A 25,382-nucleotide genomic window follows, 5' to 3' on the forward strand; every position below is an offset into this window, starting at 1 on the left:
GCCGCCAACCTGCTGATACAATCGGCCCACTAGAAATTTCCTACTGATTTCAGGAGCACAACGTGCCCGTCGTCTTTGTTGCCGCCTCTAAACTCCCGACTCCCTTCGCGACCTTCACCATGCATGGTTTCCTCGACGAAGCCACGGGGCGTGAGCATGTGGTGCTCAGCCTGGGTGACATCGCGGATGGCCAGCCGGTGCTGGGGCGCTTGCACTCCGAGTGCCTGACCGGCGACGCCCTGTTCAGCCAGCGCTGTGACTGTGGCTCGCAACTGGAAGCGGCATTGCAGGCCATCGCCCGCGAAGGCCGTGGCGTGCTGCTGTACCTGCGCCAGGAAGGCCGGGGTATTGGCCTGCTGAACAAGATTCGTGCCTATGAACTGCAGGATGGTGGCGCCGATACCGTCGAAGCCAACGAGCGCCTGGGCTTTGCCGCCGACCAGCGCGACTATGCCATGTGCCTGCCGATGCTGGAGCATCTGGGCGTGAAGTCGCTGCGCCTGATGACCAACAACCCGCGCAAGGTCAAAGCCCTGACCGACATGAACATCGTCGTCGCCGAGCGCGTGCCGCTGCACACCGGGCACAACCCGCACAACCGCTATTACCTGGCAACCAAGGCCGGCAAGCTCGGTCACATGCTGGGTAACGAGCACCAGGGCGAGGTGCCCCAGGCGTGACCCGCGCCGAGGTCAAGCGGCGCCTGGCGCTGGCCTGGTGGCAGTACCTGGCGGTGGGCCTGGTGCCGCTGCCGGTCATGGCCTGGGCCTTTGGCGGTGGTGATGCGCTGGTGCCGGTACTGGCCATGCCGCTGTTCATTGCCGGGGCGGCGACCATGTTCCTCAGCCTGCCGCGTTTTGCTGCCTACAAGCGCGCGCTGATTGCCACCTCGCAGGTACTTGGCACCGGTGACGAACCCGCTGCCTGGATCGAGCTGGCACGTGTCCGGCGCCTGGCCATGCTGTATGCCTGCTTCCCGGCCTGGGTCGCTGCGCTGTCGGTGCTGGTCGGCCTTGAGGCGGTACCGCAGATTCTGCTGGCGTTGTCCACCGTGGTGGTGCTGTACCTCTACCGCATTCCGCGCCAGCTCGGCTGACTCCTGCTGCCTGGCCCGGCGGATTACAGCCCGAGCCTGGCCATCCGGGCCTGCACCGAAGCCCCGATCCCGGCCGCATCCAGGCCACACTCAGCCAGCATTTGCGCAGGCTTGGCATGCTCGACGTAGATGTCCGGCAGCCCCAGGTGCAGCAGCGGTTTCACGATCGCCTCGTTGGCCAGGAACTCGCCAACCGCTGCACCCGCACCGCCCATGATGGCGTTCTCTTCGATGGTCACCAGCAATTCATGAGTATCGGCCAGCTCCAGCACCAGGGCCTGGTCCAGCGGCTTGACGAAGCGCATGTCGACTACCGTGGCGTTGATCTGCTCAGCCACTTGCATGGCCTCGGCCAGTTGCACGCCGAACACCAGCAAGGCGACTTTCTCGCCCTGGCGACGGACTACGCCCTTGCCGATTTCCAGCGGTTCCAGGTCGCCGCTGATCGGCGCGTTGGGGCCGGTGCCGCGTGGGTAGCGCACTGCCGCCGGGCCGTTGTACAGGTGGCCGGTGCTGAGCATCTTGCGTAGCTCATTCTCATCGCTCGGCGTCATCACCAGCATGCCGGGGATGCAGCGCAGGTACGACAGGTCGTAGCTGCCTGCATGGGTCGGGCCGTCTTCGCCGACCAGGCCGGCGCGGTCGATGGCAAACAGCACGTCGAGGTTCTGCACCGCCACATCGTGGATCAGCTGGTCATAGGCGCGCTGCAGGAAGGTGGAATAGATCGCCACCACCGGCTTGCTGCCCTCGCAGGCCATGCCGGCTGCCAGGGTCACGGCATGTTGCTCGGCTATCGCCACGTCGAAGTAACGCTCCGGGTAACGCTCGCTGAAAGCGACCAGGTCGGAGCCTTCCTTCATCGCCGGGGTGATGCCCACCAGGCGGTTGTCGGCGGCGGCCATGTCGCACAGCCACTGGCCGAACACGGCGGAATACTTGGGGCCGCTGGTTTTTTTCGGCGCGACGGGCTTGTCTACCGGCTCCAGCTTGGTGATGGCGTGATAGCCGATCGGGTCAAGTTCGGCCGGGGCGAAGCCTTTGCCCTTCTTGGTCACCACGTGCAGGAACTGCGGGCCCTTGAGGTCACGCATGTTGCGCAGGGTGGCGATCATGGTTGGCAGGTCATGGCCGTCGATCGGGCCGATATAGTTCCAGCCCAGCTCTTCGAACAGCGTACCCGGCACCAGCATGCCTTTGGCGTATTCCTCGGTGCGGCGGGCGATTTCCCAGGCGCCTGGCAGGCGCGACAGCACTTTCTTGCTGCCTTCGCGCATGCTCGCGTAGGTGCGGCTGGAGAGGATCTTGGCCAGGTAGTTGGACAGGCCACCGACATTGCGCGAAATCGACATGTCGTTGTCGTTGAGGATCACCAGCATGTCGGCGTTGACCTCCTGGGCGTGGTTCAACGCCTCGAAGGCCATGCCGGCGGTCAGCGCGCCGTCACCGATCACCGCGATCGACTTGCGCGCGCTGTTCTGCAGACGGGCGGCAATGGCCATGCCCAGCGCAGCGCTGATCGAGGTGCTGGAATGGCCGACGCCGAAGGTGTCGTACTCGCTCTCGCTACGGCGCGGGAAGGCGGCGATGCCGTCTTTCTGGCGCAGGCTGAGCATGCGTTTACGGCGCCCGGTGAGGATCTTGTGCGGGTAGGCCTGGTGGCCGACGTCCCACACCAACCGGTCGTCCGGGGTGTCGAAGACATAGTGCAGGGCAATGGTCAGCTCGATGACGCCCAGGCCGGCACCAAAATGCCCACCGGTCTGGCCCACGGTGTAGAGCAATTCCTGGCGCAGTTCGTCGGCCAGGGTCTCCAGGTCGGCTTCTGCCAGCCGGCGCAGGCCGGCAGGCGTGTCAGCGCGGTCGAGCAACGGCGTGACCGGGCGTTCGCGGGGGATCTCTTGAAACGTCGTGGGCATCAGGCGAGTCGTTATAGGTGTGTAAGACGCGGCAGTTTACCCCATTGTAGGAAATACTGCCCATTCAGACGGGTGTCGCACGGGCCGCACGGCGGCCCCAGGCAATCAGTTGCGCCGTTCGACAATGTAGCGCGCCAGCGCGCGTAGCGGTTCGGCCTTGTCGTCAAAGCTTTGCAGGGCGCCCAGCGCCTGGTCGCGCAGTTCGATGGCATAGGCCTTGGCCGCGTCCAGGCCCAGCAGCGCGGGGTAGGTCGGTTTGTCGCGGGCGATGTCGGCGCCCTGGCGCTTGCCGAGGGTCGCGGTGTCGCTTTCCACGTCGAGGATATCGTCCTGCACCTGGAACGCCAGGCCAATGGCCTGGGCATAGGCCTGCAAGGCGTCCAGTTGCGCCTGTTCGGCACGGGCACTGGCCAGGGCACCCAGGCGCACGCTGGCTTCGATCAGCGCGCCGGTCTTGTGCCGGTGCATGAGCTCCAAGGCCTGCTGGTCCAGTTTCAGGCCGACCGAGCCGAGGTCGATGGCCTGGCCGCCGACCATGCCCGCCGGGCCGGCAGCCTTGGCCAGCGCCTGGACCATGGCCAGGCGGATGCTGTCGGCCTGTGGGCTCAGGCGCGGGTCGAGCAGGGCACTGAAGGCCAGGCTCTGCAAACCATCGCCAGCGAGAATGGCACAGGCTTCGTCGAATGCCTTGTGGGTGGTTGGCTGGCCTCGGCGCAGGTCGTCGTCATCCATCGCCGGCAGGTCGTCATGCACCAGCGAGTAGGCGTGGATGAGTTCCACCGCACAGGCTGCGCCGTTGGCCTGTTCGGCCGGGGCCCCGAGGGCTTCGCAGGCCGCGTAGGCCAGCAGCGGGCGTACCCGCTTGCCGCCGTTCATCACGCTGTAGCGCATGGCCGCGTAGAGGCGTTCGAGTTCCCGGAACGGGGCAACGAACAACGGCTCGAGTGCGGCGTCGACCCGCGCCTGGCAGCTGGCCTGGTAGGTGCCGATCATGCTTCCGGCTCCGCGTCGAAAGGCTGCGCGGCCAGCTCGCCATCGCGCTCCAGCAGGATCTGCACCTTCTGTTCAGCCTGGGCCAGGGCGCCCTGGCAATCCCGGGTCAGGGCGATGCCTTGTTCGAAGGCGGCCAGCGACTCTTCCAGCGACAATTCGCCGTTCTCCAGGCGCTCGACCAGGGCTTGCAGGTCTGCGAGGGATTGCTCGAAATCGAGGGAGGCTTTTTTGCGGGCCATGGCGACTGTCTCGGTGGCATTCAGAACGGCGCGACACTAGCAGAGCGGGGCGGGGGGAGCAAACTTCGGGGGCAAGTAGGTCGCTTTCAACGGCCATTCGCGGGCGTACCCGCGAATGGCTCCAAGGTGACCTGTCAGGCTGGCTCGGCTTCCAGCGCCAGCATCGCTTCACGGTACTGCGCCAGTTCCTCGATGGTCAGCACCGGCAGATTGTACTGCCGCGCATACACCGCCACCTGCTCGCCGCGCGCCATGCTGCCGTCGGGGTTCATCAGCTCGCACAGCACCGCCGCCGGGCGCAGGCCTGCCAGGCGCGCCAGGTCCACCGAACCTTCGGTGTGCCCACGGCGGGTCAGCACCCCGCCATTGCGCGCGCGCAACGGGAATACATGGCCCGGGCTGACGATATGGCGCTGCCCGGCGGTAGAGCGCAGTGCCGCGGCGATGGTGGTGATGCGGTCCTGGGCGGAAACCCCGGTGGTGATCCCTTCGACCGCCTCGATGGTGACGGTGAAGCCGGTGCCGTGGCGCGCCTGGTTGTTCTGCACCATCGGTGCCAGCTGCAGCTCGTCGACGGTGGCTTCGTCCAGGCACAGGCAGACGATGCCGCTGCAATCGCGAATCATCATGGCCATGGTCTGCAGCGAGATGTTCTCGGCGGCGGCAATGATGTCCGCTTCGTCCTCGCGGTCGTCATCGTCGAGCAGCAACACAGGGCGCCCGGCCTGGAAGGCGGCGATGGCGGCGCTGACATTGGGGAATTGCGGGTGGCGCTGGGTGGACATGAAACGCTCCTCGTGAATGATCGATGAACGTCTCGGGGCGAACAAAATGCGCGCACAGGGACACCCGGATGGCCCCTGCCTGACGCCTTCTTTCATCCGGACTATGACCGTCGGCCCTGGAATTGCACCAGATCTGCTGACCCCCGGCATGGCCGGGGCGCTCGCGGGCTCATCTTTCGATTTACCGCCGGTGGGGACTTTCACCCCGCCCTGAAGACGGGCCAAGCATACCGCACCTCGCCACCCCGCTGGCAACCCACGGTTCTACGACCTTTGGCGGTATCATGCCGGTATGGCCCTTCAGGAACAGCCCCATGGACATTCTCCAGGTTGCCGGCGGCAAGCCGGTCAAGTTATGGACCGACGGCGTGCCGGTCGAGGACGACGCTCGCCGGCAATTGCTCAATACCGCCAGGATGCCGTTCATCTTCAGGCACTTGGCGGTGATGCCGGACGTGCACTTGGGCAAAGGTTCGACCATTGGCAGCGTGATCCCGACCGTTGGCGCGATCATTCCTGCGGCGGTGGGGGTAGACATCGGCTGCGGCATGATCGCTGCGCGCACCTCGCTGCACGCCCGCGGCCTGCCGGACCACCTGCACGGCCTGCGCAGCGCCATCGAGCAGGCGGTGCCGCATGGCAAGACGTTCGGCAAACATGACCAGGGCGCCTGGGACGATGTGCCGGCCCAGGCCGACAAGGCCTGGGGGCGGTTGGCCGGGCGCTTCAAGGCCATTACCGACAAATACCCGCGCCTGGCGAAGACCAACAACCGCCAGCACCTGGGCACGCTGGGTGGTGGCAACCACTTCATCGAGGTGTGCCTGGACGAGGCCGACCGTGTCTGGTTCATGTTGCACAGCGGCTCGCGGGGTGTAGGCAATGCCATTGGCAACCTGTTCATCGAGCTGGCCCAGGCCGACATGCGCCAGCACCTGGCCAACCTGCCGGACAAGGACCTGGCTTACTTCGAGGAAGGCAGCCGCCATTTCGCCGACTACGTGGAAGCGCTGGAATGGGCCCAGGACTATGCCCGGCAGAACCGCGAGCTGATGATGCTGGCGGTGGTCGGTGCCGCCCGCAAGGTGCTGGGCAAGCCGTTCGAGGCCAGCCTGGAAGCGGTGAACTGCCACCACAACTACGTGCAGCGCGAGCAGCATTTTGGCCGCGAAGTGCTGGTGACGCGCAAGGGCGCGGTGTCGGCGCAGAAAGGGCAGCTGGGCATCATTCCTGGCTCGATGGGGGCCAGGAGCTTCATCGTGCGTGGGCTGGGTAACGAGGAATCGTTCTGTTCCTGCAGCCATGGCGCCGGGCGGGTGATGAGCCGGACCAAGGCCAAGAGCCGCTTCACCGTGGAGGACCAGCGACGGGCCACGGCGCATGTGGAATGCCGCAAGGACAAGGAAGTGATCGACGAGATCCCGATGGCCTACAAGGATATCGATGCGGTGATGCGCGCGCAGCAGGATCTGGTCGAGGTGGTGCACACCTTGCGCCAGGTGGTGTGTGTGAAGGGCTGACAGCTATGTTGCCTGGACCGGCCGTTTCGCGGGTAGGCCCCGCGAGAAGGCCAGTGCAGGTTTATCGGGACATCCCTTCAATCACCCGCTTCAGCGAGGCCGCGAACATCGGCCCATGCCCCAGCCCGTCAAACCGCTCGAACCGCAGCTGCAACCCTGGAACCTTGGCCAGGTCTGCCACCAGCTCCTGCGCCGCCCGCTCTGCATCGCCTTGCACCGGCATGCGCGGGTTCGCCGGCTCCTCACTCCCGCGCATCAGCAACAACCGAGGCCGGCTGTTACCCAAGCGCTGGCCAAACCCCTGCGCCTCACGCACGATCGCACCGTCACGCCACCACAGCGAAGGGCTGGCCGCAACATAGTCACTGAAAGCCCCCGGCCGGGTGAACAGCGCATGCAGCACGGCCAGCCCACCATAGGAGTGCCCCCACAACGTCTGCTGCTGCAGGTCGATCGGTGCCACACCCGCCACCAGCGGCCGCATGCGCTCGCTCAGCAGATCGAGAAATGCATCCACGCCACCGCTCGGTTGCCCGGTCAACGGGTCCAGTTGCTCAGCCTGCCCAGGCAGCGCCGGGGTGTAGTCATAGGTACGCCCGACCCGCTCGATCCGCTGATCGGTCTGGTATCCCACGGCCACCAGCAATGGCGCTTGTCCAGCGGCAAGCTTGCCCAGCAGTTGGCCGTCCAGTGCCCCCAGCGCGGCGTTGCCATCGAGCATCCACAGTACCGGGTAACCGGCCGCTGGCGCCGGGCGGTCTGGTTTGCCGACCCACAAGCGGTAATGACGCTGGCCATCGGCCGAGTCCAGATCGAGCTGGCTGAAGCGGTAGGCCAGGTCCTCGCGCTGCAGCAGCGAGGTATCCATCCTCTGTCCATGTTCGGGCTGCGCCATAGCAGCGGGGGCCACAAGGGACAGTGCCAAGGCCAGCGTCAGGGTCATCTTGCTCATCAGGTGTCTCGTCAGGGCTTCGCAAGTAGCGCAAGGCAGGAACGGCCAGATGATAATCAGTCCTGATTGAGGGTAAAGCGCATTAACTTTCTAAACAGTCCTGGCTACTGGCAATGTGATGTGCAGGCACAGGCCTGGGTGGCCATTGCTGGCCCACACACGACCGCCTTGTAGTTCGATGGCGCGGCGGGCGATGGCCAGGCCCAGGCCGAAGCCCGCGCCGCTGTCGGCCAGCCGCTGGTAGGGTTCGAAGATGCGTTCGAGCTCGGCGTGCGGGACCCCCGGGCCTTGGTCGCTGAGGCGCAGGTGCCAGCAGTCGCCGTCCAGCCACCCGTCCAGGCAGACCCGGCCATCGCTCGGCGAGTGGCGGATGGCATTGCGCATGAGGTTTTCCAGGGCTTGGGCCAGGCTGTCGAGGTGTGCCTGTACCACACAGTCGGTGCCGAGCGAGCAGGGCAGGCGGGCGCGGTCCCAGCCGCTTTCGAAACAGATGTCCTGACTCAAGGCTTCCCACACCGAAACCATCAACACCGGTTCGGTCGGCAAGCTGGGCTGTTCGGTGTCCATCCAGGCCAGGTCCAGCGTATCTTCCAGCAGCTTCTGCATGTCGGTGACCTCGCGGTCCAGGCGCTCACGCAACTGGGCTGGCGGCAAGCCGCTGTCATGGGCGATGCGCAGCCGCGCCAGCGGCGTACGCAGTTCGTGCGACAGCGTGCGCAGCAACAGGCGCTGCTGCTCCAGGCTCTGGCGCAGGCGCCCGGCCATGTGCTCGAAGGCCTGCGCCAGTTCACCCAGCTCATCGCGCCGCTCCAGCAGGGGCAGGGCGGGGCTGGCAAAGTCGTCGGCACGCAGCGCGTCGGCGCGGTCGCGCAGGCGGTTCAGGGGCACCACAAGGTGGCGGTACAACGCCAGACCCAGCAGCAGGGCGAGCAGTGTGGGGGCCACGCCATGGGTGATTACATGGGTCCATGGCGTCAGCCCGGTGGGCAGCAGGTGCTCGGGCAGTTGGATTACCAGGCGGCCGTGCTCGGGGTGTTGCGGGAACTCGATGCTGACGTAGGGCAGTTCATCCTGCAGGCGCCGGCTCATCGGCCAGTCGAGCTTGCGCATGAAGGTCAGGTGGCTGGCTTCCTCGGCGCTCAGCGGTGTGCTGCCAAGGCTTTGCAGGTGCGGCCCGACCAGCGCCACCCAGGTGCCCTCGGCCTGTGCCAGTCGCCTGCGCCAGGCCTCGGCCCCCTCCGCGCCGCCTTGCTCCCAGGCTTGTTCGGCTTGCTGTGCAAAGCGCGCCAGGTAGTCCTGGTCGGCCTGGGACAGGAAGTAGGAACTGCGTTCCACCGACAGGCCCCAGGTCCAGATCAGCCAAGTCAGCAACAGGCAGAAGCCGACCTGCAGTACGGCCAGTTTCCACAGCAAGGGATGACGGCGCATCAGGCCTGGTCCGCTTCGACCAGGATGTACCCTTGGCCGCGTACGGCCTGGATCTGCAGGTGCTGGGCCGCGATGTCAGCCAGCTTGCGGCGCAGGTTGCACACATGCACATCGAGGCCTCGGTCCAGGCGGGTATAGGCCCGGTGCAGCACGGTCTGGTAGAGAAATGGTTTGCTCAAGGCTTCGCCGGGGTGGGCCAGCAGGGTGGCCAGCAAGCGGAATTCGGAGGCAGTGAGGCCGGCAGACTTGCCGTTGTGGATCAGGTCCTGGCGGTCCTGGTCGAGCATCAATTCGCCGACGTCGGCACGCAACGCCGTACCCCGATCGAAGGCCACACGCCGCAGCAGGGCATCGGCCCGGGCGTCCAGTTCGGCCAGGCTGAAGGGTTTGGGCAGGTAATCGTCCGCGCCACGGGTAAAGCCAGTGATGCGGTCCTGCTCGGCCCCCAGCGCCGACATCAGCATGACCGGCACCGCCTGCTGCCGGCGCAACTCGTCGAGCAGGCTGAGGCCATCGATACCCGGCAGCATGATGTCCAGCAGCAACAGTTCGAAGCGTGATTGCTGTATGGCGTTCAGGGCCTGGGCGCCAGTGGCGCAGGCGTGTACCCGGAACCCGCGGTTGAGGAAATGGCGTTCCAGGTCCTGACGCAGGCGTGGGTCGTCTTCGGCAAGGAGGAGTGAGGTGGACACGGCGAGCCTTGAATGAGAACTCATATCAGTTGCGAATCATCCCATTGCCAATAGGGTTCGGGCAACGCCTGGATACGTTAAGAAGGTTAATCCTGCTGCACCCGTAGTTTCCCTTCGGTATCGTTCGCAAAAAGCAACTTGTTTCGTTTGCGAATTATTGTCATTGGGGCGAGGGTGTGACATGAGCAGTTTCAGGAGTATGGGGTGCCGGCGACCGGTTCGGGGCTGGCTGGTGCTGGGGTTGCTGGCGCCGTTTTCATTGACGGCACTGGCCGAGACGGTAGCAACCCGGGCGCCGGCCGACGACAGCGCGCTCGACTTGCCGGCATTGACCATCGAAGGCAATCGCCTGTACGACATGCTGCCGTCGGAAGAAACCGGCGGCTATAGCGTGGATGCCGCCACCGTGGGCACCAAGACCCCTGCAGCGCTCAAGGACATCCCGCAATCGATCACCGTCTACACCCAGGACTATGTAAAGGACCGCCAGTTCGTGCACCTTGATGACCTGGCCAAGTACACCGCCGGCCTGCGAACCCTGACCAACGACAGTGGCCGTTCGTCGATCTACGCCCGTGGCTACGAGTACAGCGAGTTCAATATCGACGGCCTGCCGGCGCCAATGGCCAGCATCTTCGGTACAGTACCGTCGCTGGCGGCATTCGACCGTGTCGAGATCATGCGTGGCCCGGCCGGGCTGTTCAGCAGTACCAGCGAACTGGGCGGCATCGTCAACATGGTGCGCAAGCGCCCGACCGCCGAGTTCCATGGCCACGTCGAAGGCAGCTATGGCACCTGGGACACCAACCACGAAGAAATCGACCTGAGCGGGCCGCTGGATGATGCCGGCCGCGTACGCGGGCGCTTCATCGCCTCGCGTGACGACAGCAATGGCGAGGTCGACTACAACGCCAACACCAGCAACAGCTACTACGGTGCGCTGGACGTCGACCTGGACGAAGCCACCACCCTGTCGTTCGGCCTGATTCACGAAGTGAAGAACATCACGCCGCACAACGGCTACCCGGCTACACTGGGCGGCGAAGTGCCCGACTTCAGCCATTCCCGCTTCCTTGGCGCGGACTGGAACTACTTCGACGGCAAGACCACCGACCTGGTCGCCGAGTTGACCCACCGCTTCGACAACGGCGGCTATGGCCGTGTCGCTGCCCGTGGCTCGCACCGCGACACCAATTACCTGTACGCCTTCACCGCGACCAACGGCAGCACTGGCGCCAACTCCGAGCGCGCCAGCGCCCGCGATTTCACCCAGGACACCTACTCGCTGGACGCCAGCTACAGCCAGCCGTTCGAAACCTTCGGCCAGGTCAGCGAGTTTGTGGTCGGCAGCGACTACAAGAACTACGACACCGAGTACCTCAACGGCACCACCAACCTGGGCGCCATCAACGTCAATACCTACTCGCCGAAGCAGTTTGCCAAGCCATCGCCCAACTACAGCACCGAGACCGGCACACAGGAAGAGGAATACGGCCTTTACTCCAAGGTCACCTTCCGCCCGGTCGAGCGTCTGGCGCTGATCGCCGGGGGCCGCTTCAGCTGGTACCGCGGTGATTTCTACACCACCACCCTCAGTAGCGGCGCTACCACCAACGACAGCAAGCGCGTGGATGGCCACTTCACCCCGTATGGCGGCCTGGTCTACGACCTGACCGAGAACCATGCGCTGTACGCCAGCTATTCGCAGGTGTTCAAGCCGCAGTCTGACACCGACAGTAATGGCCGGGTGCTCAAGCCGCGTGAGGGCGAGCAGTACGAGTTCGGTCTCAAGAGCAGCTACTTCGGCGGCGACCTGAATACGCGCCTCTCGGTGTTCCGCCTGACTGACAGGAACCGCGCGACCACCGTGTATGACGCCGACGGTGTGGCTACCAATGATGCTGTTGCATCCGGCAAGACCCGTGTGAAGGGCGCCGAAGTGGAAGTGAGCGGCAAGCTGACGCCGAACTGGGAAGTGCTGGCCGGCTACACCTGGATGGAAACCGAAACCCTCAAGGGCGACGCCGAAACCACCTTCTTCATCATGCCGCGCAACCAGGCATCGCTGTGGAGCAAGTACACCATCAGCCAAGGTTTGCTGAACGGCCTGGCCATCGGTGGCGGTATTTCGGCGATGAGTAACTTCTACTCCGAGAACGGCGGTGTGCGTATCGACGCGCCAGGCTATGCGACGGTGGATGCAATGCTGTCGTACCCGGTTACCTCGAAGCTGACGGCCACCTTCAACATCAACAACCTGTTCGACCGGGACTACCTGTCGCGGGTGGGGTCGACCTCGACGTTCAATTTCTACGGACCATCGCGGAGCATGATGGTTGGGGCTCGGTACGACTTCTGATAATCAGAATTTTCCCGGTGCGTGCAGGCGCCATTTTCGGACCGGGCGGCCTTCAGTTTCCATGGACGTGCTGCTTCCCATCGCGGTGCGTGTGTGCCTTCGGCACTGGAACACCGGGCGCCGGATGATGCGCTTCTGAACCGCCCGTCGCGTGGCTGCCGTGCTGGCTTTCATGGTTGTGCATTTCGCTTTCGCCACCGCCATGGCGGTGGCCGCTGCTGCTCGCTACCAGCGCGCTGTACTGCTGGGCGTCGAGCTTGGGCAACTGGTCGAGGAAGGCCACGATGCCCCAGATGTACTCGTCGCCCATGCTCTTGCCCCAGGCCGGCATGCCGGTGGCCTTGATGCCATGCTTGATGATCCAGAAAGCTGCGGCAGGGTCGCCGTCGATGCCGCCGGTGGCCAGGTTGGGCGGCGAGGGGTACAGCGCCTGGCTGAGCTCGGTTTTGTCCACACCCGGGGCCAGGTGGCAGCCGATGCACATGGCGTTGTAATTACCGGCGCCGGTGCGGATCAACGCCTGGTCTTGCAGGTCTGGCACCACGATGTCCCGGGCACGAACTGCAATGGAGCGGTCCCGCGCCATTGCCAGAAACGCATGTACGGCAGGGAAGTGAGGATCGTCGGCCCCGACATTGACCAGGCCTGAGTACGCGGCACCCATGGCTGCCGCGCAGGTGACCGCGCCAGCCACAACAAGCGTTGTTATTGTTCTTTTCATGGCAGGTTCTCAAAACCACATACGGATACCGGCGACGAAACGCGCTTCATCTACATCACCACCTTCATCACGGATGAAATCGGCGGTCTTGCCATAGGAGCGGTTCCAGGTGATGCCAATATAGGGGGCGAACTGGCGGACAATCTCATAGCGCAGGCGCAGCCCGACCTCGGTGTTGGCCAGGCCGGAACCCACGCCGCGCGTCGGGTCGTTCTTGCCGTAGAAGTTGGCTTCAGCGGTTGGCTGCAGGATCAGGCGGTTGGTCAGCAAGATGTCATAGTCGCCTTCCAGGCGAGCAGCAGTCTGGCCGTTCTCGCCAATGAATGCGGTGGCTTCGGCTTCGAAATCGTACAGCGCCATGCCCTGAACACCGAATGCCGCCCAGGTCTGGGGCGATTCGGGCTTGAAGTCCTGGCGCACCCCGGCAACCACATCCCACCAGGGGCTGACCGAGCGGCCGTATAGCAGCTGCAATTCCGCATCCTCGGTCACGCCGCTGGTACGTTCGCCTTCGGAACGGACCCACAGCCGGTTGATATCGCCGCCTATCCAGCCGGATGCATCCCAGGCCAGCGTGCTGCCTTCGTCCGCATCCTGGTACTCCAGCTGATCCAGCAGCAGGAAGCCGTTGATCGCGCTGTCATGCATCTGGTGCCCAGCCAACGGGGGGAAGGCTGCCTGGCGGTCCGCATCGGTCAATACGGGGATCGGGGTACGGCTGGTCGTCGTCGCGTCTTCTGCCGAGCCGGTGGGCATCGTCGAATGGTCCATGGCGCCATGGTCCATGCCCTGCATGCTGCCATGTTCCATCTCGCTGTGGTCCATACCCTGCATGCTGCCGTGGTCCATCGTGCCGTGGTCCATGCCTGGCATCGATTCCCGCCCCATGGCTGAATGGTCCATTTCGCCAGCGGCGAAACTGGGCGCAATGCCCAGTACGCCGAGGGCCACGCTCAATGCCAGCAGCGATGGTCGTGCCAGGCTATTGAGCATCTTTCCCTGCCTTAGCTTTGTCGCTGCCATGCGATTCCATCATCTTGCCGTGGTCCATGCCTTTCATCGCGCCATGGTTCACGTCATTCATGGCGTCATGGTTCATACCCTTCATGGTGCTGTGATCCATGCCTTTCATGGCGTCATGGCTCATGCCTTGCATGTTGCCCTGATCCATGCGGTGTGCGCCTTTGGCGCTTTCAGCGTTGGCCGGCTGCTTGCTGGTGTCGCCTGACCACGAGGAGGGTGCATGGACAGCAAACAGGCCTGCCATCGCGGCAGATAGGAAAAACGCGCTTGGTTTCATCGGTTTGCTCATCTCGGATCTCCAGTTCATTCGTCGACACGGACTTCGCGGAACATGCCCATTTCCATGTGGAACAGCAGGTGACAGTGATAGGCCCAACGCCCCAAGGCATCTGCAGTGACGCGGTAGCTTCGTTTCGAGCCAGGCGGCATATCGATGGTGTGCTTGCGCACCATGAAGTTGCCTTGCTCATCCTCCAGGTCGCTCCACATGCCGTGCAGGTGGATGGGGTGAGTCATCATGGTGTCGTTGACCAAGGTGATGCGCAGGCGCTCGCCATACTTGAGGCGCAGTGGCTCGGCATCGGAAAACTTGATGCCGTCGAAGGACCAGGCGAATTTTTCCATGTGCCCGGTTAGGTGCAGCTCGATCGTGCGGCCGGGCGCGCGGCCGTCCGGGTCCGGGAAGGTACTGCGCAGGTCGGCATAGGTGAGTACGCGGCGGCCATTGTTGCGTAGCCCAATGCCGGGATCGCTCAGCTTTGGCGTCGGCGTCATCGTCTGCATGTCGACCAGCGGGTTGTTGGTCTCGGAGTCCGGGTGACGCTGCATGGTCCCGTTCGTGCCAGTCATGCTGCCATGGTCCATGCCAGGCATGCTGCCGTGATCCATGCCGGCCATGCCGGCCATGCCGCCATGCTCCATGCCCATGTCGTTCATGGAAATGACGGGACGTGGGTCCACGGCCGGAACAGGGGCTTGCAAGCCCTCGCGGACAGCCAGGGTGCCGCGGGCATACCCGGTACGGTCCATGGACTGGGCGAAAATGGTGTAGGCCTGCTCGCTGACGGGTTCGACGATGACGTCGTAGGTTTCGGCAACGGCGATGCGGAACTCGTCGACCGAAACGGGTTTGACGTGCTGCCCGTCTGCCGCGACAACGGTCATTTTCAGGCCGGGAATGCGCACATCGAAATAGCTCATGGCAGAGCCGTTGATGAAGCGCAGGCGGATTTTCTCGCCCTGCTTGAACACGCCCGTCCAGTTGCCATCCGGGGCCTGGCCATTCATCAGGTAGGTGTAGGTGTAGCCGCTCACGTCGGCGAGGTCGGTGGGGCTCATCTTCATCTCGGCCCACATCTTCCGGTCGGCTAGCGCAGCAGACCAGCCCATTTCGCTGACGTCGTTGACGAAGTCAGCCACCGTGCGCTTGTGGTAGTTGTAATAGTCCGACTGCTTCTTGAGCTTGGACAGCACCCGGGCAGGGTCCTCATCTGTCCAGTCGCTGAGCATTACCACGTAGTCCCGGTCATAGGTGAACGGCTCGGGCTCCTTCGCATCGATGACCACGGCGCCGTAAACCCCGACCTGCTCCTGGAAGCCGGAATGGCTGTGGTACCAGTAGGTACCGTTCTGCTGGACCTTGAACTTGTACTCGTACATGCCGTCAGGGGCGATGCCGTGGAAGCTCAGGCCCGGTACGCCGTCCATGTTGGCCGGCAGGATGATGCCGTGCCAGTGGATGGAGGTGTCCTGCTGTAACCGGTTACGCACACGCAGGGTGACGGTGTCGCCTTCGCGCCAGCGCAGGATGGGGCCGGGCACGGAACCGTTGATGGCCATCGCCGTGCGTTTCGCGCCGGTAAAATTCACCGGCAGTTCGCCGATGTACAGGTCAAACTCGGTGCCTGTCAGCACATTCGCCTGGCCAGGGCTGGCCACCGCCCAGACCGGCGCGCGCCACATGCCCAACCCGCCAAGCAGTCCGGTGGCGACCAGGCCTTTGACGAATGAGCGTCTCGTGGTTTTGCTTTGCATGCCGTTGCGTCCAGTCAGTCGATTGTTTTCGATAAAGCACCAACAGCTTGCAGGCTAGTCGGCCCGGGCTGTCATCTGGCTGAGCGCGACATTACTTTTCAGTCAGCTTGCGCAGGCGAGGTGTACGCGTGGCTCTGGAGGCGGGGAGGGGGCTAGGGAGGGGCATTAAAAAGCCGGCTTGTGGCCGGCTTCTCGGGGACGCTTCCGGCTAATTTATGGTAAGCCGCAATCGCCTTAACTGTGTGGCCATCAAGGGCCTGAAAGGATGGCAGATGCCCGTGTGGGATATCGCCGAGCCCTCTGGACCGCGGCATGCGCCGGTCGGGGCTGAAGGTGCGGCGTAGCATACAAGGGTGCGCACGGGATGCCCAGCAAAAAATGGCACAGGTTGTTTCAGCCTGGCCGTTGCTGACGAAAATACGACCAGTGAAAGACCCAGCCCAGAATTTCCAGCCCCTGCGCCTGACGCTGCGCGGCGGTATAGCGTTCGACGGCATAGCTGTGCCGGTCATGGCTGTGCAGGTACAGCGTGCCGTGTTGGCCGAGGCTGAGGTTGTTCACCCTGAGCGCGCCGTTATGCAGCAGGGCATAGGTTTCGCCCTCAACCACCCGGATCATCCCCAGGTCGATGGCAAGGGTGGCCTGCTGTGGAATCAGCGGGGCCATGTTGTTGCCGGGCATGCCCAGGCAGATGGCGTTGTCGGCCTGCACCCCCAGGCTTTTCAGGGCATTGAGGGGCAGGCACAGGTGTTTGCCGGGTTCGGGCGAGAGCAGGCCGTTGCGCACCTGGTAAAAGGGAACTTTCAGGGCCCGTCCACCATGCGCCGACAGTGGCGTGGGCGAGTCGACGGGCACCGGTACCGGGGCAGGGTTGCGCGGGATCGGGTTGATATGTTTGGGCCCTTCGCCGGTGTGCAGCCAGCGCCGGTGCACGCAGAACAGGTCGGCCAATTCGTCCAGTCGGGCCAGCGGCACACCGCGGTTGAACCAGTTGTTGACGTGCTGGGGGGTGACGCTGCGCAGGGCAGCGAAATCGGATGGGGTCAGGCCACATTCGTGGAGGAGGGCCTTGAGGCGGTCACCGGATGTGTTCATGGCGGCGAGTGTAGCGGCGGGGTGCCAGCAAGGATATCAACCGGATGTTGACGAGATTTGTACGAAACCCAAAATTTGTAGGATGTTGGAGTAGGACTCTGTGAGAATTTTTACGGCTGCGCGCGGCGGTCGGCCAATTGCGACTGCCTATAAAAAACCCCGCCAGGGCGGGGTTCTTCAAGCAACCGGTATCAGCCCTTGTAGGCAGCCACCGATTTGGTGATCGCGGCACGGGCGGCGTCGGCGCCTTCCCAGCCTTCGATCTTGACCCACTTGCCCTTCTCGAGATCTTTGTAGTTGGCAAAGAAGTGCTCGATCTGCTGGATCAGCAGGGCTGGCAGGTCGGTGTATTCCTTCACGTCGACGTACAGCTGCGACAGCTTGTCGTGAGGCACAGCGATGACCTTGGCGTCGCCGCCGCCGTCGTCGGTCATGTTCAGCACGCCAACCGGACGGGCGCGGATAACCGAACCTGGGGCAACCGGGTAAGGGGTAACAACCAGCACGTCCAGCGGGTCACCGTCGTCAGCCAGGGTGTTCGGGATGAAACCGTAGTTGGCTGGGTAGAACATCGGGGTAGCCATGAAACGGTCGACGAACAGGGTATCGCTGTCCTTGTCGATCTCGTATTTGATCGGCGCGTGGTTGGCCGGGATCTCGATGGCGACGTAGATGTCGTTCGGCAGGTCTTTGCCCGCCGGAATCTTGCTGTAGCTCATTGGGCAGTGCCCCCGTGTTTGACCAAAAAAGTGGCCGCGATTATAGGCACATTCTGCCGGGGCATGCCACGCCTGGCCTGATGTGCGGCCCCGTCAGGCGTGGCTTGCGCGGTACTCCGGGTGTTCGGCCTGCAGCCGGCACAGGCGTGCCAGCGGGTCCTGGCGGTAAAACTGCGACAACTGGTGGTAGACCTTTGGATAAGCCTGCTGCAGCAGGTCGGGGGCACTAAAGAAGTACTCGCTGGTGACGGCGAAGAACTCGGCCGGGTTTTCCGCCGCATAAGGGTCGATGGCGGTTTCGGCGTCGGGGTCATTGTCCAGCTGGCGGTTGAGGTCGTCATAGGCCTGTTGCATGGCGCTTGCCCATTCCTCCACAGACATGCCGCTGTGCAGTGGTGGCAGGCCGTTGGCATCGCCATTGAGCATGTCGAGCTTGTGCGCCAGCTCATGGATGACCAGGTTGTAGGCTTCCCAGCCACCACTGGCCAGCACGCCATTCCAGGCCAGGATGACCGGGCCCTGTTGCCAGGCCTCGCCGCTGTGTTCGCCATCCCAGACATGCTCCACGCCACTGGCATCGCGGTGGCGCTGGGGGCTCTTGAAGTCGTCGGGGTAGAGAATGATCTCGTGGAAACCCTGGTACCAGTTCAGCTCGCCCAGATGTAGCAACGGCAACTGCGCCTGGACGGCCAGCAGCAGGCGCTGCTCGTCGTCCAGTTCGACGCCGGGCAGGCAGGTGAGGTGTTTGTCCAGCAAGAACAGGATGCAGGCTTCACGCAGCCAGCGGTCCTCTTCGTCAGTGATGCCGTCCAGGATCGGCAGGCGTGCGCGCACGGCCTGCCATTGCTGGGGGGCGATAGGGTAGCGCGCCAGGGTGCGCTTGCGCCGCCAGGCGCCGAACGACCACATCGGCCGGCTTCAGTGGGCCTTGGCCGTGCGGCCCAGGCGGCCACGCAGCAGGCCGAGGATCATCGGCACCAGCGACAGGATGATGATGCCCACAACCATCAGCGACAGGTGTTGCTTGATGAATGGCACGTTGCCGAAGAAGTAACCCAGGGTTACCAGACCACCGACCCACAGCAGCGAACCGGCAACACTGAAACCGAGGAAGCGCGGGTAATGCATGTGGGCGATGCCGGCGACGAAGGGGGCGAAGGTGCGCAGGATCGGCAGGAAGCGCGCCATGGTCACGGTCTTGCCGCCGTGGCGTTCGTAGAAGTCATGGGTGCGCTGCAGGTAGTCGCGGCGGAAGACCTTCGAGTTGGGCTTGTTGAACAGGCGCTCGCCGACCGTACGGCCGATCACATAGTTGGTGCTGTCGCCGAGGATCGCCGCAGCCATCAGCAGGCCGGCCAGCAGCAGCGGGTCCATGCCGCCACCCGCGGCTACGGCCCCGGCGATGAACAGCAGCGAATCGCCTGGCAGGAAGGGCATCACCACCAGCCCGGTTTCGCAGAAGATCACGGTGAACAGGATGGCGTAGATCCAGGGACCATAGTTGGTGACCAGCAGATCGAGGTAGGCATCGAGATGCAGGATAAGGTCCAGCGGGTTGAAATCCATGTACAGCACCTGTGTTCTTGGGGCGTAGGCTCGGTTACCTGGCGATGGGTAAAATTTCACACATGACAGATGGGCCATTATACGGCGAAGTCGGGAACATGCCCGGGGAGTTTGTAGCGGGGGGTTACGGCAGGGGGGTATTCCTGTACCGGCTTTGTCGCGGGCGTGCCCGCGACAAAGCCGAAAGGTTCAATCCTGGCTGATCGGCAGGATGTAGCTCTTGAACTCATTATCCTCACGAAAGCCGATGGATTCGTAAGTCTTGTGCGCCACTGCGTTATCGCTGCTGGTCGATACCCGCATGCGCACCGCGTTGGTGTCCTTGGCCATCTTCTTCGCTTCGCGCATCAGGCGGTCGGCCACCAGCATGCGCCGCGAATCCTCGGCCACATAGATGTCGTTGAGAATCCACACCCGTTTCAGCGACAGTGACGAATAGCTCGGGTAGAGCTGGCAGAAACCCAGCAGCTTGCTGTCGTCGTCATCCGGCAAGGCCAGGTAGATCACCGACTCATCCCGCTTCAGGCGCTTTTCCAGAAAGCTGCGCGAGCTGTCGGGGTAGGGAAGCTGCCCGTAGAACTCACGATATTTGACGAACATCGGCGTGAGCAGGTCGAGGTGTTCCAGGGTTGCCTTGATGATGCGCATGTGCGGCCCTCATAGTCCATTAGAAACAGCGGATTGCCAGCAGCCTTCCTGGGCATGCTGCCCAATGCGCGGCGCAAGTGCAATCGGCGTTCCGTTACAGGTTTCTTACCCTTCGCCGAGCAGGAAGTTGCCCTTCTGGTCGGCGCCATGTTCACTCTCGAGGCTATGGACTTCGGCTTCGTCCTTCAGATTCACTCCGGAAAGCTGACGCCGGCAGGCTTCGCGCATCAGGTACAGCAGGCGGTGCGCCGCCATGCCGTAGCTCAGCCCCTCCAGGCGGATGTTGGAAATGCAGTTGCGGTAGGCATCGGTCAGGCCGACCTTCGGCGCGTAGGTGAAATACAGGCCGAGGCTGTCGGGCGAGCTGAGCCCCGGGCGTTCGCCAATCAGCATCACCGTCATGCGCGCACCCAGCAGTTCACCGACCTCGTCAGCCACCGCCACACGGCCCTGCTGCACCAGCACCACCGGTGCGCTGGTCCAGCCGTCGGAAGCGGCCTGCTCCTCGAAGCGGGCCAAGAACGGCAGGGTGTGGCGGTGCACGGCCAGAGCCGAGAGGCCGTCAGCGACGACGATGGCCAGGTCGACACCGCCGGGGTTGGCCTGGGCGTGCTGGCGCAGCGTCGCTACCGAGTCCTCGTTCAGGCGCCGCCCCAGGTCCGGGCGTTGCAGGTATTGGTTGCGGTCGCTGGCAGCGCTGTGCAGCACCAGGCTTTCGCGGCCGCGGTCAGCCAGCTGGGCAGCCAGGCTGGCGTGATCGAACGCCAGGTGCACGGCGTCGCGCGCCTGGGCATGGGCGAACTGGAAGTCCAGCTGCGCTTCGGTTGGCAGGCTGGTGCCGGCTCGGCCCAAGGCTATGCGCGCCGGGGTGAGGTTGCGCAGGGCCAGCCAGGGGTTGTCGGGGGTAGGCGTGCGATGGTCCATGGTCATCCCTATGCAAGCTGTGCCAAGGCCTGGCGGAACGCCGGCGGCAGGTTGTCACCAAAGCGTACCCGGCCATCGGCCTGGGTGAAGATGCCGGTGCGGGCCAGCCAGGCCTCGAATTCCGGCCCGGGTTTCAGGCCCAGGGTCTGGCGCGCGTACAGCGCATCGTGGAACGAGGTGGTCTGGTAGTTGAGCATGATGTCGTCGGAACCAGGGATGCCCATGATGAAGTTGATCCCGGCCACGCCCAGCAGGGTCAGCAGGGTGTCCATGTCGTCCTGGTCGGCTTCGGCGTGGTTGGTGTAGCAGATGTCGCAACCCATCGGTACGCCCAGCAGCTTGCCGCAGAAGTGGTCCTCGAGGCCGGCGCGGATAATCTGCTTGCCGTTGTACAGGTATTCCGGGCCGATGAAGCCGACCACGGTGTTGACCAGGAACGGCTTGAAATGGCGGGCCACGGCATAGGCGCGGGTTTCACAGGTTTGCTGGTCGACGCCGTGGTGGGCGTTGGCCGACAGCGCGCTGCCCTGGCCGGTTTCGAAGTACATCAGGTTCTGCCCGAGCGTGCCGCGCTTCAGCGAAAGGCCCGCTTCGTAGCCTTCCTGCAGCACATTGAGGTTGATGCCGAAGCCGGCGTTGGCCGCTTCGGTACCGGCGATGGACTGGAACACCAGGTCCAGCGGCACGCCACGGTTGATCGCCTCGATCGACGTGGTCACGTGGGTCAGTACGCAAGCCTGGGTGGGTATGTCGTAGCGCTGGATGATGGCGTCAAGCATTTCCAGCAGCGCGCAGATCGAAGCGATGCTGTCGGTGGCCGGGTTGATACCGATCATGGCGTCGCCGTTGCCGTACAGCAGGCCGTCGAGGATGCTGGCGGCGATGCCGGCCGGCTCGTCGGTCGGGTGGTTGGGCTGCAGCCGGGTCGACAGCCGCCCGCGCAGGCCCATGGTGCCGCGGAAGCGGGTGACCACGCGGATCTTCTGCGCCACCAGCACCAGGTCCTGCACACGCATGATCTTCGACACTGCTGCGGCCATTTCCGGCGTCAGCCCGGGCGCCAGGGCGCGCAAGCTGTCCTCGTTGGCGGCATCACTGAGCAGCCAATCGCGCAGGCCGCCCACGGTCAGGTGGCTGACAATCGCAAACGCCTGGGCATCGTGGGTGTCGATGATCAGCCGGGTGACTTCGTCTTCTTCGTAAGGAATCAGTGCTTCATTGAGGAAATGCGTCAGCGGAATATTGGCCAAGGCCATTTGCGCGGCGACCCGTTCGCCGTCGTTGCTGGCGGCGACGCCCGCCAGGTAGTCCCCCGAGCGGGCGGGGCTGGCCTTGGCCATCACTTCCTTGAGGCTGTCGAAGCGGTAGACCAGGTGGCCCACCGTGTGTACGAAACTTGCCATACAGACTCTCCAGAGCCGCGGGTTGCCCCGCGGCGGGTGGCGGCGATCAGTGCAGGGCCTCTTCGGCCTTCTGGATCGCGGCGAATTCCTCTTCCGGTGTGCCCGCTACCAGGTGGTGGCGGCTGTACAAAGCAAAGTAGGCAATTAATACCGCATAGATCACTGCGGCGCCAATCACCACCCGTGGGTCGACGAGGAAACCGGCGACCACGGCGATGCAGGCCAATACCAGGGCCACGCCCGAAGTGAAGATGCCTCCGGGGGTACGATACGGGCGCTCCATCTTCGGCCGACGGATACGCAGGGTGATGTGCGCAGCCATCATCAGCACGTACGACAGTGTGGCACCGAACACCGCCACCAGGATCAGCAGGTCGCCCTGGCCGGTCAGCGACAGGGCGAAGCCGATGATGCCGGGGATCACAAGGGCCATGACCGGGGCCTTGCTCTTGTTGGTTTCCGACAGCTTGCGCGGCAGGTAGCCTGCGCGCGACAGGGCGAAGATCTGCCGGGAATAGGCATAGATGATCGAGAAGAAGCTGGCGATCAGCCCGGCCAGCCCGACCAGGTTGACGAAGCCGCCCATCCAGGTAGAGCCGCCATAGGCCTTGGACAAGGCTTCAACCAGCGGGTTGCCGGAGGCCTTCAGCGCCTCGGAGCCCGCGCCACCCGGGCCGACCACCAGGATCAGCAGGGCGAAGGCCAGCAAGACCAACATGGCGCCGATCAGCCCGCGTGGCAGGTCGCGCTTGGGGTTCTTGGTTTCTTCTGCGGCCAGCGGCACACCTTCGACGGCAAGGAAAAACCAGATGGCGTAGGGGATGGCTGCCCACACGCCGACGTAGCCGAACGGCAGGAAGCTGCTGGCGCCCACGGCGTCCGTTTTTGCGATGTCGAACAGATTGGCTGCATCAAAATGGGGCACCATGCTCACCAGGAATACGGCGAGGGCAATGGCGGCGATGGCGGTGATGATGAACATCAGCTTCAGTGCCTCGCCCACGCCGAAGATGTGGATGCCGATGAACACTATGTAGAACGCCAGGTAGATCATCCAGCCGCCGACACCGAACAGTGACTGGCAATACGCGCCGATGAACACCGCGATAGCGGCGGGGGCGATGGCGTATTCGATGAGGATTGCCGTGCCGGTCAGGAAGCCGCCCCACGGGCCGAAGGCGCTGCGGGCAAAGCCGTAGCCGCCGCCTGCGGTGGGGATCATCGACGACAGTTCGGCCAGCGAGAAGCACATGCACAGGTACATGGTGGCCATCAGCAGGGTGGCGAGGAACATCCCGCCCCAGCCGCCCTGCGCCAGGCCGAAGTTCCAGCCGGCGTAGTCGCCGGAGATGACATAGGCTACGCCGAGGCCGACCAGCAGCACCCAGCCGGCGGCACCTTTTTTCAGTTCACGTTGCTGGAAATAGTCCGAGCCGACCTTTTCGAAGTCGACGGAAGAACCTGCCGGAGAGCCGGCGGAATGATCGCTTGGCATAGTTTCACCTGTTGTTTTTCTTGGTGGCCGGAAGGGTTCCGGGCCGATGGTGATAGGTATTGCAGGAAGCGAGCCAGAGGCTATGGGGGCCGCTTTGCGGCCCATCGCGATGCAAGGCTGTTCCGCCAAGGGGGGCGGTACCCGCAGGCGCGGCCTCGTGTCGCGATGGACTGCGCAGCAGCCCCCAAATGCGCCGGTTTAGAAGAAGCCCAACGGATTGATGTCGTAGCTCACCAGCAGGTTCTTGGTCTGCTGGTAGTGGTCGAGCATCATCTTGTGGGTTTCACGGCCTACACCGGATTTCTTGTAGCCACCAAACGCCGCATGCGCCGGGTACAGGTGGTAGCAGTTGGTCCACACACGGCCGGCCTTGATCCCACGGCCCACGCGATAGGCACGGTTGATGTCGCGGGTCCACACGCCAGCGCCCAGGCCGAACTCGGTATCGTTGGCGATCGCCAGCGCTTCGGCTTCGTCCTTGAAAGTGGTAACGCTGACCACCGGCCCGAAGATTTCCTCCTGGAACACGCGCATGCGGTTGTTGCCCTTGAGCAGGGTCGGCTGGATGTAGTAACCGGTGGCCAGCGAGCCTTCGAGTTTTTCCACCTTGCCGCCAGTCAGCAGCTCGGCACCTTCCTCCTGGGCTATGTCGAGGTACGACAGGATCTTCTCGAACTGCTGCTGCGAAGCCTGGGCTCCAACCATGGTGTCGGTGTCCAGCGGGTCGCCACGCTTGATCTGCTGCACCTTCTTCATCACCGCTTCCATGAACTGCGGGTAGATCGACTCCTGGACCAGGGCGCGTGACGGGCAGGTGCACACTTCACCTTGGTTGAAGAACGCCAGCACCATGCCTTCGGCGGCCTTCTCGATGAAGCTCGGCTCGGCCTGCATGATGTCTTCGAAGTAGATGTTCGGCGACTTGCCGCCCAGCTCCACGGTGGATGGAATGATGTTCTCGGCGGCACATTTCATGATGTGCGAACCCACCGGGGTCGAGCCGGTGAAGGCGATCTTGGCGATACGCTTGCTGGTGGCCAGCGCCTCGCCGGCTTCGCGGCCATAACCTTGCACTACGTTGAGCACGCCTTTTGGCAACAAATCACCGATCAGTTCCAGCAGCACGGTGATGCCCAGTGGGGTCTGCTCGGCTGGCTTGAGCACCACGCAGTTGCCAGCGGCCAGGGCCGGGGCGAGCTTCCAGGCGGCCATCAGGATCGGGAAGTTCCACGGGATGATCTGCCCGACCACGCCCAATGGCTCGTGGATGTGGTAGGCCACGGTGCCTTCGTTGATTTCGGCGGCACCGCCTTCCTGGGCACGGATGCAGCCAGCGAAGTAGCGGAAGTGGTCGACCGCCAGCGGGATGTCGGCATTCAGGGTTTCACGCACCGGCTTGCCGTTGTCCCAGGTTTCGGTGATGGCCAGCAGTTCGAGGTTCTGTTCGATACGGTCGGCGATCTTCAGCAGGACGTTGGATCGATCTTGTACCGAGGTGCGGCCCCAGGCATCTGCAGCCGCATGGGCGGCATCCAGGGCTTTTTCGATGTCTTCGGCAGTGGAACGGGGGAATTCGGCGATCGGCTGGCCGTTAACCGGCGACGTGTTGGTGAAGTACTCACCCTTTACCGGAGGAACGAACTCACCACCGATGTAGTTACCGTAGCGGCTCTTGAAAGAAACCTTCGCCCCTTCGGTACCGGGATGTGCATAACGCATGGTGTGTCTCCTTGGTTATTTATTGTTTAGGGAGTTGAAAAGCGTAGAGCAA

At 63.7% G+C, this 25,382-nt stretch carries 24 protein-coding genes and 1 riboswitch; of the genes, 4 read left to right on the plus strand and 20 right to left on the minus strand.

Translation table 11 applies throughout. From position 1 onward, the window contains the following. The first annotated feature begins 62 nt into the window (after positions 1 to 62). Complete coding sequence (gene ribA, locus B4L76_RS23825) at positions 63 to 680, plus strand: GTP cyclohydrolase II (protein WP_003260612.1); 618 nt, start codon at positions 63 to 65, stop codon at positions 678 to 680. Continuing rightward, positions 677 to 1,096, plus strand: a complete 420-nt coding sequence (locus B4L76_RS23830; RefSeq protein WP_289129314.1) for an MFS transporter — start codon at positions 677 to 679, stop codon at positions 1,094 to 1,096. The genes ribA and B4L76_RS23830 overlap by 4 nt, the downstream gene beginning before the upstream one ends. Before the next feature lie 23 nt (positions 1,097 to 1,119). On the opposite strand, the gene dxs is transcribed toward B4L76_RS23830, so the two are convergent. The 4 genes from dxs to ribB all read right to left on the minus strand — a co-directional run bounded on the left by dxs (position 1,120) and on the right by ribB (position 5,032). Further along, positions 1,120 to 3,015 carry a 1-deoxy-D-xylulose-5-phosphate synthase gene (gene dxs / locus B4L76_RS23835; RefSeq protein WP_296235490.1) on the minus strand — a complete coding sequence of 632 codons (1,896 nt, stop codon included), beginning with the start codon at positions 3,013 to 3,015 and terminating at the stop codon, positions 1,120 to 1,122. Positions 3,016 to 3,120: 105 nt separating this feature from the next. Next, positions 3,121 to 4,008 (minus strand): (2E,6E)-farnesyl diphosphate synthase, encoded by an 888-nt coding sequence (gene ispA / locus B4L76_RS23840; protein ID WP_296235491.1) that lies wholly within the window; start codon positions 4,006 to 4,008, stop codon positions 3,121 to 3,123. Continuing rightward, on the minus strand, positions 4,005 to 4,247 hold the full coding sequence (locus tag B4L76_RS23845; protein WP_003255380.1) for an exodeoxyribonuclease VII small subunit: 243 nt from the start codon (positions 4,245 to 4,247) through the stop codon (positions 4,005 to 4,007). Before B4L76_RS23845 ends, ispA begins: the two co-directional genes overlap by 4 nt. A gap of 134 nt (positions 4,248 to 4,381) precedes the next feature. Next, positions 4,382 to 5,032: a 3,4-dihydroxy-2-butanone-4-phosphate synthase gene (ribB, locus tag B4L76_RS23850; RefSeq protein WP_296235492.1), complete on the minus strand. Its 651-nt coding sequence runs from the start codon at positions 5,030 to 5,032 to the stop codon at positions 4,382 to 4,384. 80 nt (positions 5,033 to 5,112) lie between these two features. Further along, positions 5,113 to 5,254: riboswitch (FMN riboswitch) on the minus strand. A gap of 92 nt (positions 5,255 to 5,346) precedes the next feature. Here ribB and B4L76_RS23855 point away from each other — a divergent pair. Next, complete coding sequence (locus B4L76_RS23855; protein ID WP_296235493.1) at positions 5,347 to 6,552, plus strand: RtcB family protein; 1,206 nt, start codon at positions 5,347 to 5,349, stop codon at positions 6,550 to 6,552. A gap of 61 nt (positions 6,553 to 6,613) precedes the next feature. On the opposite strand, the gene B4L76_RS23860 is transcribed toward B4L76_RS23855, so the two are convergent. The 3 genes from B4L76_RS23860 to B4L76_RS23870 all read right to left on the minus strand — a co-directional run bounded on the left by B4L76_RS23860 (position 6,614) and on the right by B4L76_RS23870 (position 9,624). Then, positions 6,614 to 7,504, minus strand: coding sequence for an alpha/beta hydrolase (locus B4L76_RS23860; protein WP_296235494.1), 891 nt, complete (start codon positions 7,502 to 7,504; stop codon positions 6,614 to 6,616). 90 nt (positions 7,505 to 7,594) lie between these two features. After that, positions 7,595 to 8,932 carry a HAMP domain-containing sensor histidine kinase gene (locus B4L76_RS23865; protein ID WP_296235495.1) on the minus strand — a complete coding sequence of 446 codons (1,338 nt, stop codon included), beginning with the start codon at positions 8,930 to 8,932 and terminating at the stop codon, positions 7,595 to 7,597. Further along, entirely contained in the window at positions 8,932 to 9,624 is a 693-nt protein-coding gene (locus B4L76_RS23870) for a response regulator transcription factor (protein WP_296235496.1), read from the minus strand. The genes B4L76_RS23865 and B4L76_RS23870 overlap by 1 nt, the downstream gene beginning before the upstream one ends. Positions 9,625 to 9,805: 181 nt before the next feature. On the opposite strand from B4L76_RS23870, the gene B4L76_RS23875 reads away from it, so the two are divergent. Continuing rightward, complete coding sequence (locus tag B4L76_RS23875) at positions 9,806 to 11,983, plus strand: TonB-dependent siderophore receptor (RefSeq protein WP_296235497.1); 2,178 nt, start codon at positions 9,806 to 9,808, stop codon at positions 11,981 to 11,983. Between the two features lie 52 nt (positions 11,984 to 12,035). On the opposite strand, the gene B4L76_RS23880 is transcribed toward B4L76_RS23875, so the two are convergent. From B4L76_RS23880 to B4L76_RS23940, 13 genes are all read right to left on the minus strand, one after another. Further along, complete coding sequence (locus B4L76_RS23880; protein WP_296235498.1) at positions 12,036 to 12,704, minus strand: c-type cytochrome; 669 nt, start codon at positions 12,702 to 12,704, stop codon at positions 12,036 to 12,038. 9 nt (positions 12,705 to 12,713) lie between these two features. Further along, complete coding sequence (locus tag B4L76_RS23885) at positions 12,714 to 13,697, minus strand: copper resistance protein B (protein WP_296235499.1); 984 nt, start codon at positions 13,695 to 13,697, stop codon at positions 12,714 to 12,716. Beyond that, positions 13,687 to 14,034, minus strand: coding sequence for a hypothetical protein (locus B4L76_RS23890; RefSeq protein ID WP_296235500.1), 348 nt, complete (start codon positions 14,032 to 14,034; stop codon positions 13,687 to 13,689). The genes B4L76_RS23885 and B4L76_RS23890 overlap by 11 nt, the downstream gene beginning before the upstream one ends. Next, positions 14,031 to 15,761, minus strand: a complete 1,731-nt coding sequence (locus B4L76_RS23895) for a copper resistance system multicopper oxidase (RefSeq protein WP_296235501.1) — start codon at positions 15,759 to 15,761, stop codon at positions 14,031 to 14,033. Before B4L76_RS23895 ends, B4L76_RS23890 begins: the two co-directional genes overlap by 4 nt. A 393-nt stretch (positions 15,762 to 16,154) precedes the next feature. Beyond that, a complete protein-coding gene (locus B4L76_RS23900) occupies positions 16,155 to 16,856 on the minus strand; it encodes a LexA family transcriptional regulator (protein WP_296235502.1) in 702 nt (233 codons plus the stop codon). A gap of 191 nt (positions 16,857 to 17,047) precedes the next feature. Beyond that, the gene (gene ppa, locus B4L76_RS23905) at positions 17,048 to 17,575 is read right to left on the minus strand and encodes an inorganic diphosphatase (RefSeq protein ID WP_003255365.1); all 528 of its coding nucleotides are present in this window, start codon (positions 17,573 to 17,575) and stop codon (positions 17,048 to 17,050) included. A 93-nt stretch (positions 17,576 to 17,668) separates the two neighbouring features. Then, a complete protein-coding gene (locus tag B4L76_RS23910) occupies positions 17,669 to 18,484 on the minus strand; it encodes a zinc-dependent peptidase (protein WP_296235503.1) in 816 nt (271 codons plus the stop codon). Between the two features lie 9 nt (positions 18,485 to 18,493). Further along, positions 18,494 to 19,141 carry a DedA family protein gene (locus B4L76_RS23915; RefSeq protein WP_296235504.1) on the minus strand — a complete coding sequence of 216 codons (648 nt, stop codon included), beginning with the start codon at positions 19,139 to 19,141 and terminating at the stop codon, positions 18,494 to 18,496. A 189-nt stretch (positions 19,142 to 19,330) separates the two neighbouring features. Further along, positions 19,331 to 19,789 carry a GNAT family N-acetyltransferase gene (locus B4L76_RS23920; RefSeq protein WP_296235505.1) on the minus strand — a complete coding sequence of 153 codons (459 nt, stop codon included), beginning with the start codon at positions 19,787 to 19,789 and terminating at the stop codon, positions 19,331 to 19,333. Between the two features lie 105 nt (positions 19,790 to 19,894). Continuing rightward, the gene (eutC, locus tag B4L76_RS23925) at positions 19,895 to 20,713 is read right to left on the minus strand and encodes an ethanolamine ammonia-lyase subunit EutC (protein WP_296235506.1); all 819 of its coding nucleotides are present in this window, start codon (positions 20,711 to 20,713) and stop codon (positions 19,895 to 19,897) included. Between the two features lie 8 nt (positions 20,714 to 20,721). Then, entirely contained in the window at positions 20,722 to 22,116 is a 1,395-nt protein-coding gene (locus B4L76_RS23930; RefSeq protein WP_296235507.1) for an ethanolamine ammonia-lyase subunit EutB, read from the minus strand. Between the two features lie 46 nt (positions 22,117 to 22,162). Then, entirely contained in the window at positions 22,163 to 23,611 is a 1,449-nt protein-coding gene (gene eat, locus B4L76_RS23935) for an ethanolamine permease (protein ID WP_296235508.1), read from the minus strand. 198 nt (positions 23,612 to 23,809) lie between these two features. After that, positions 23,810 to 25,330 (minus strand): aldehyde dehydrogenase family protein, encoded by a 1,521-nt coding sequence (locus B4L76_RS23940; RefSeq protein ID WP_200626194.1) that lies wholly within the window; start codon positions 25,328 to 25,330, stop codon positions 23,810 to 23,812. Between the last annotated feature and the right edge of the window lie 52 nt (positions 25,331 to 25,382).

Source organism: Pseudomonas sp. UBA4617, from assembly GCF_002386445.1.
In the GTDB taxonomy this organism is placed as follows: domain Bacteria; phylum Pseudomonadota; class Gammaproteobacteria; order Pseudomonadales; family Pseudomonadaceae; genus Aquipseudomonas.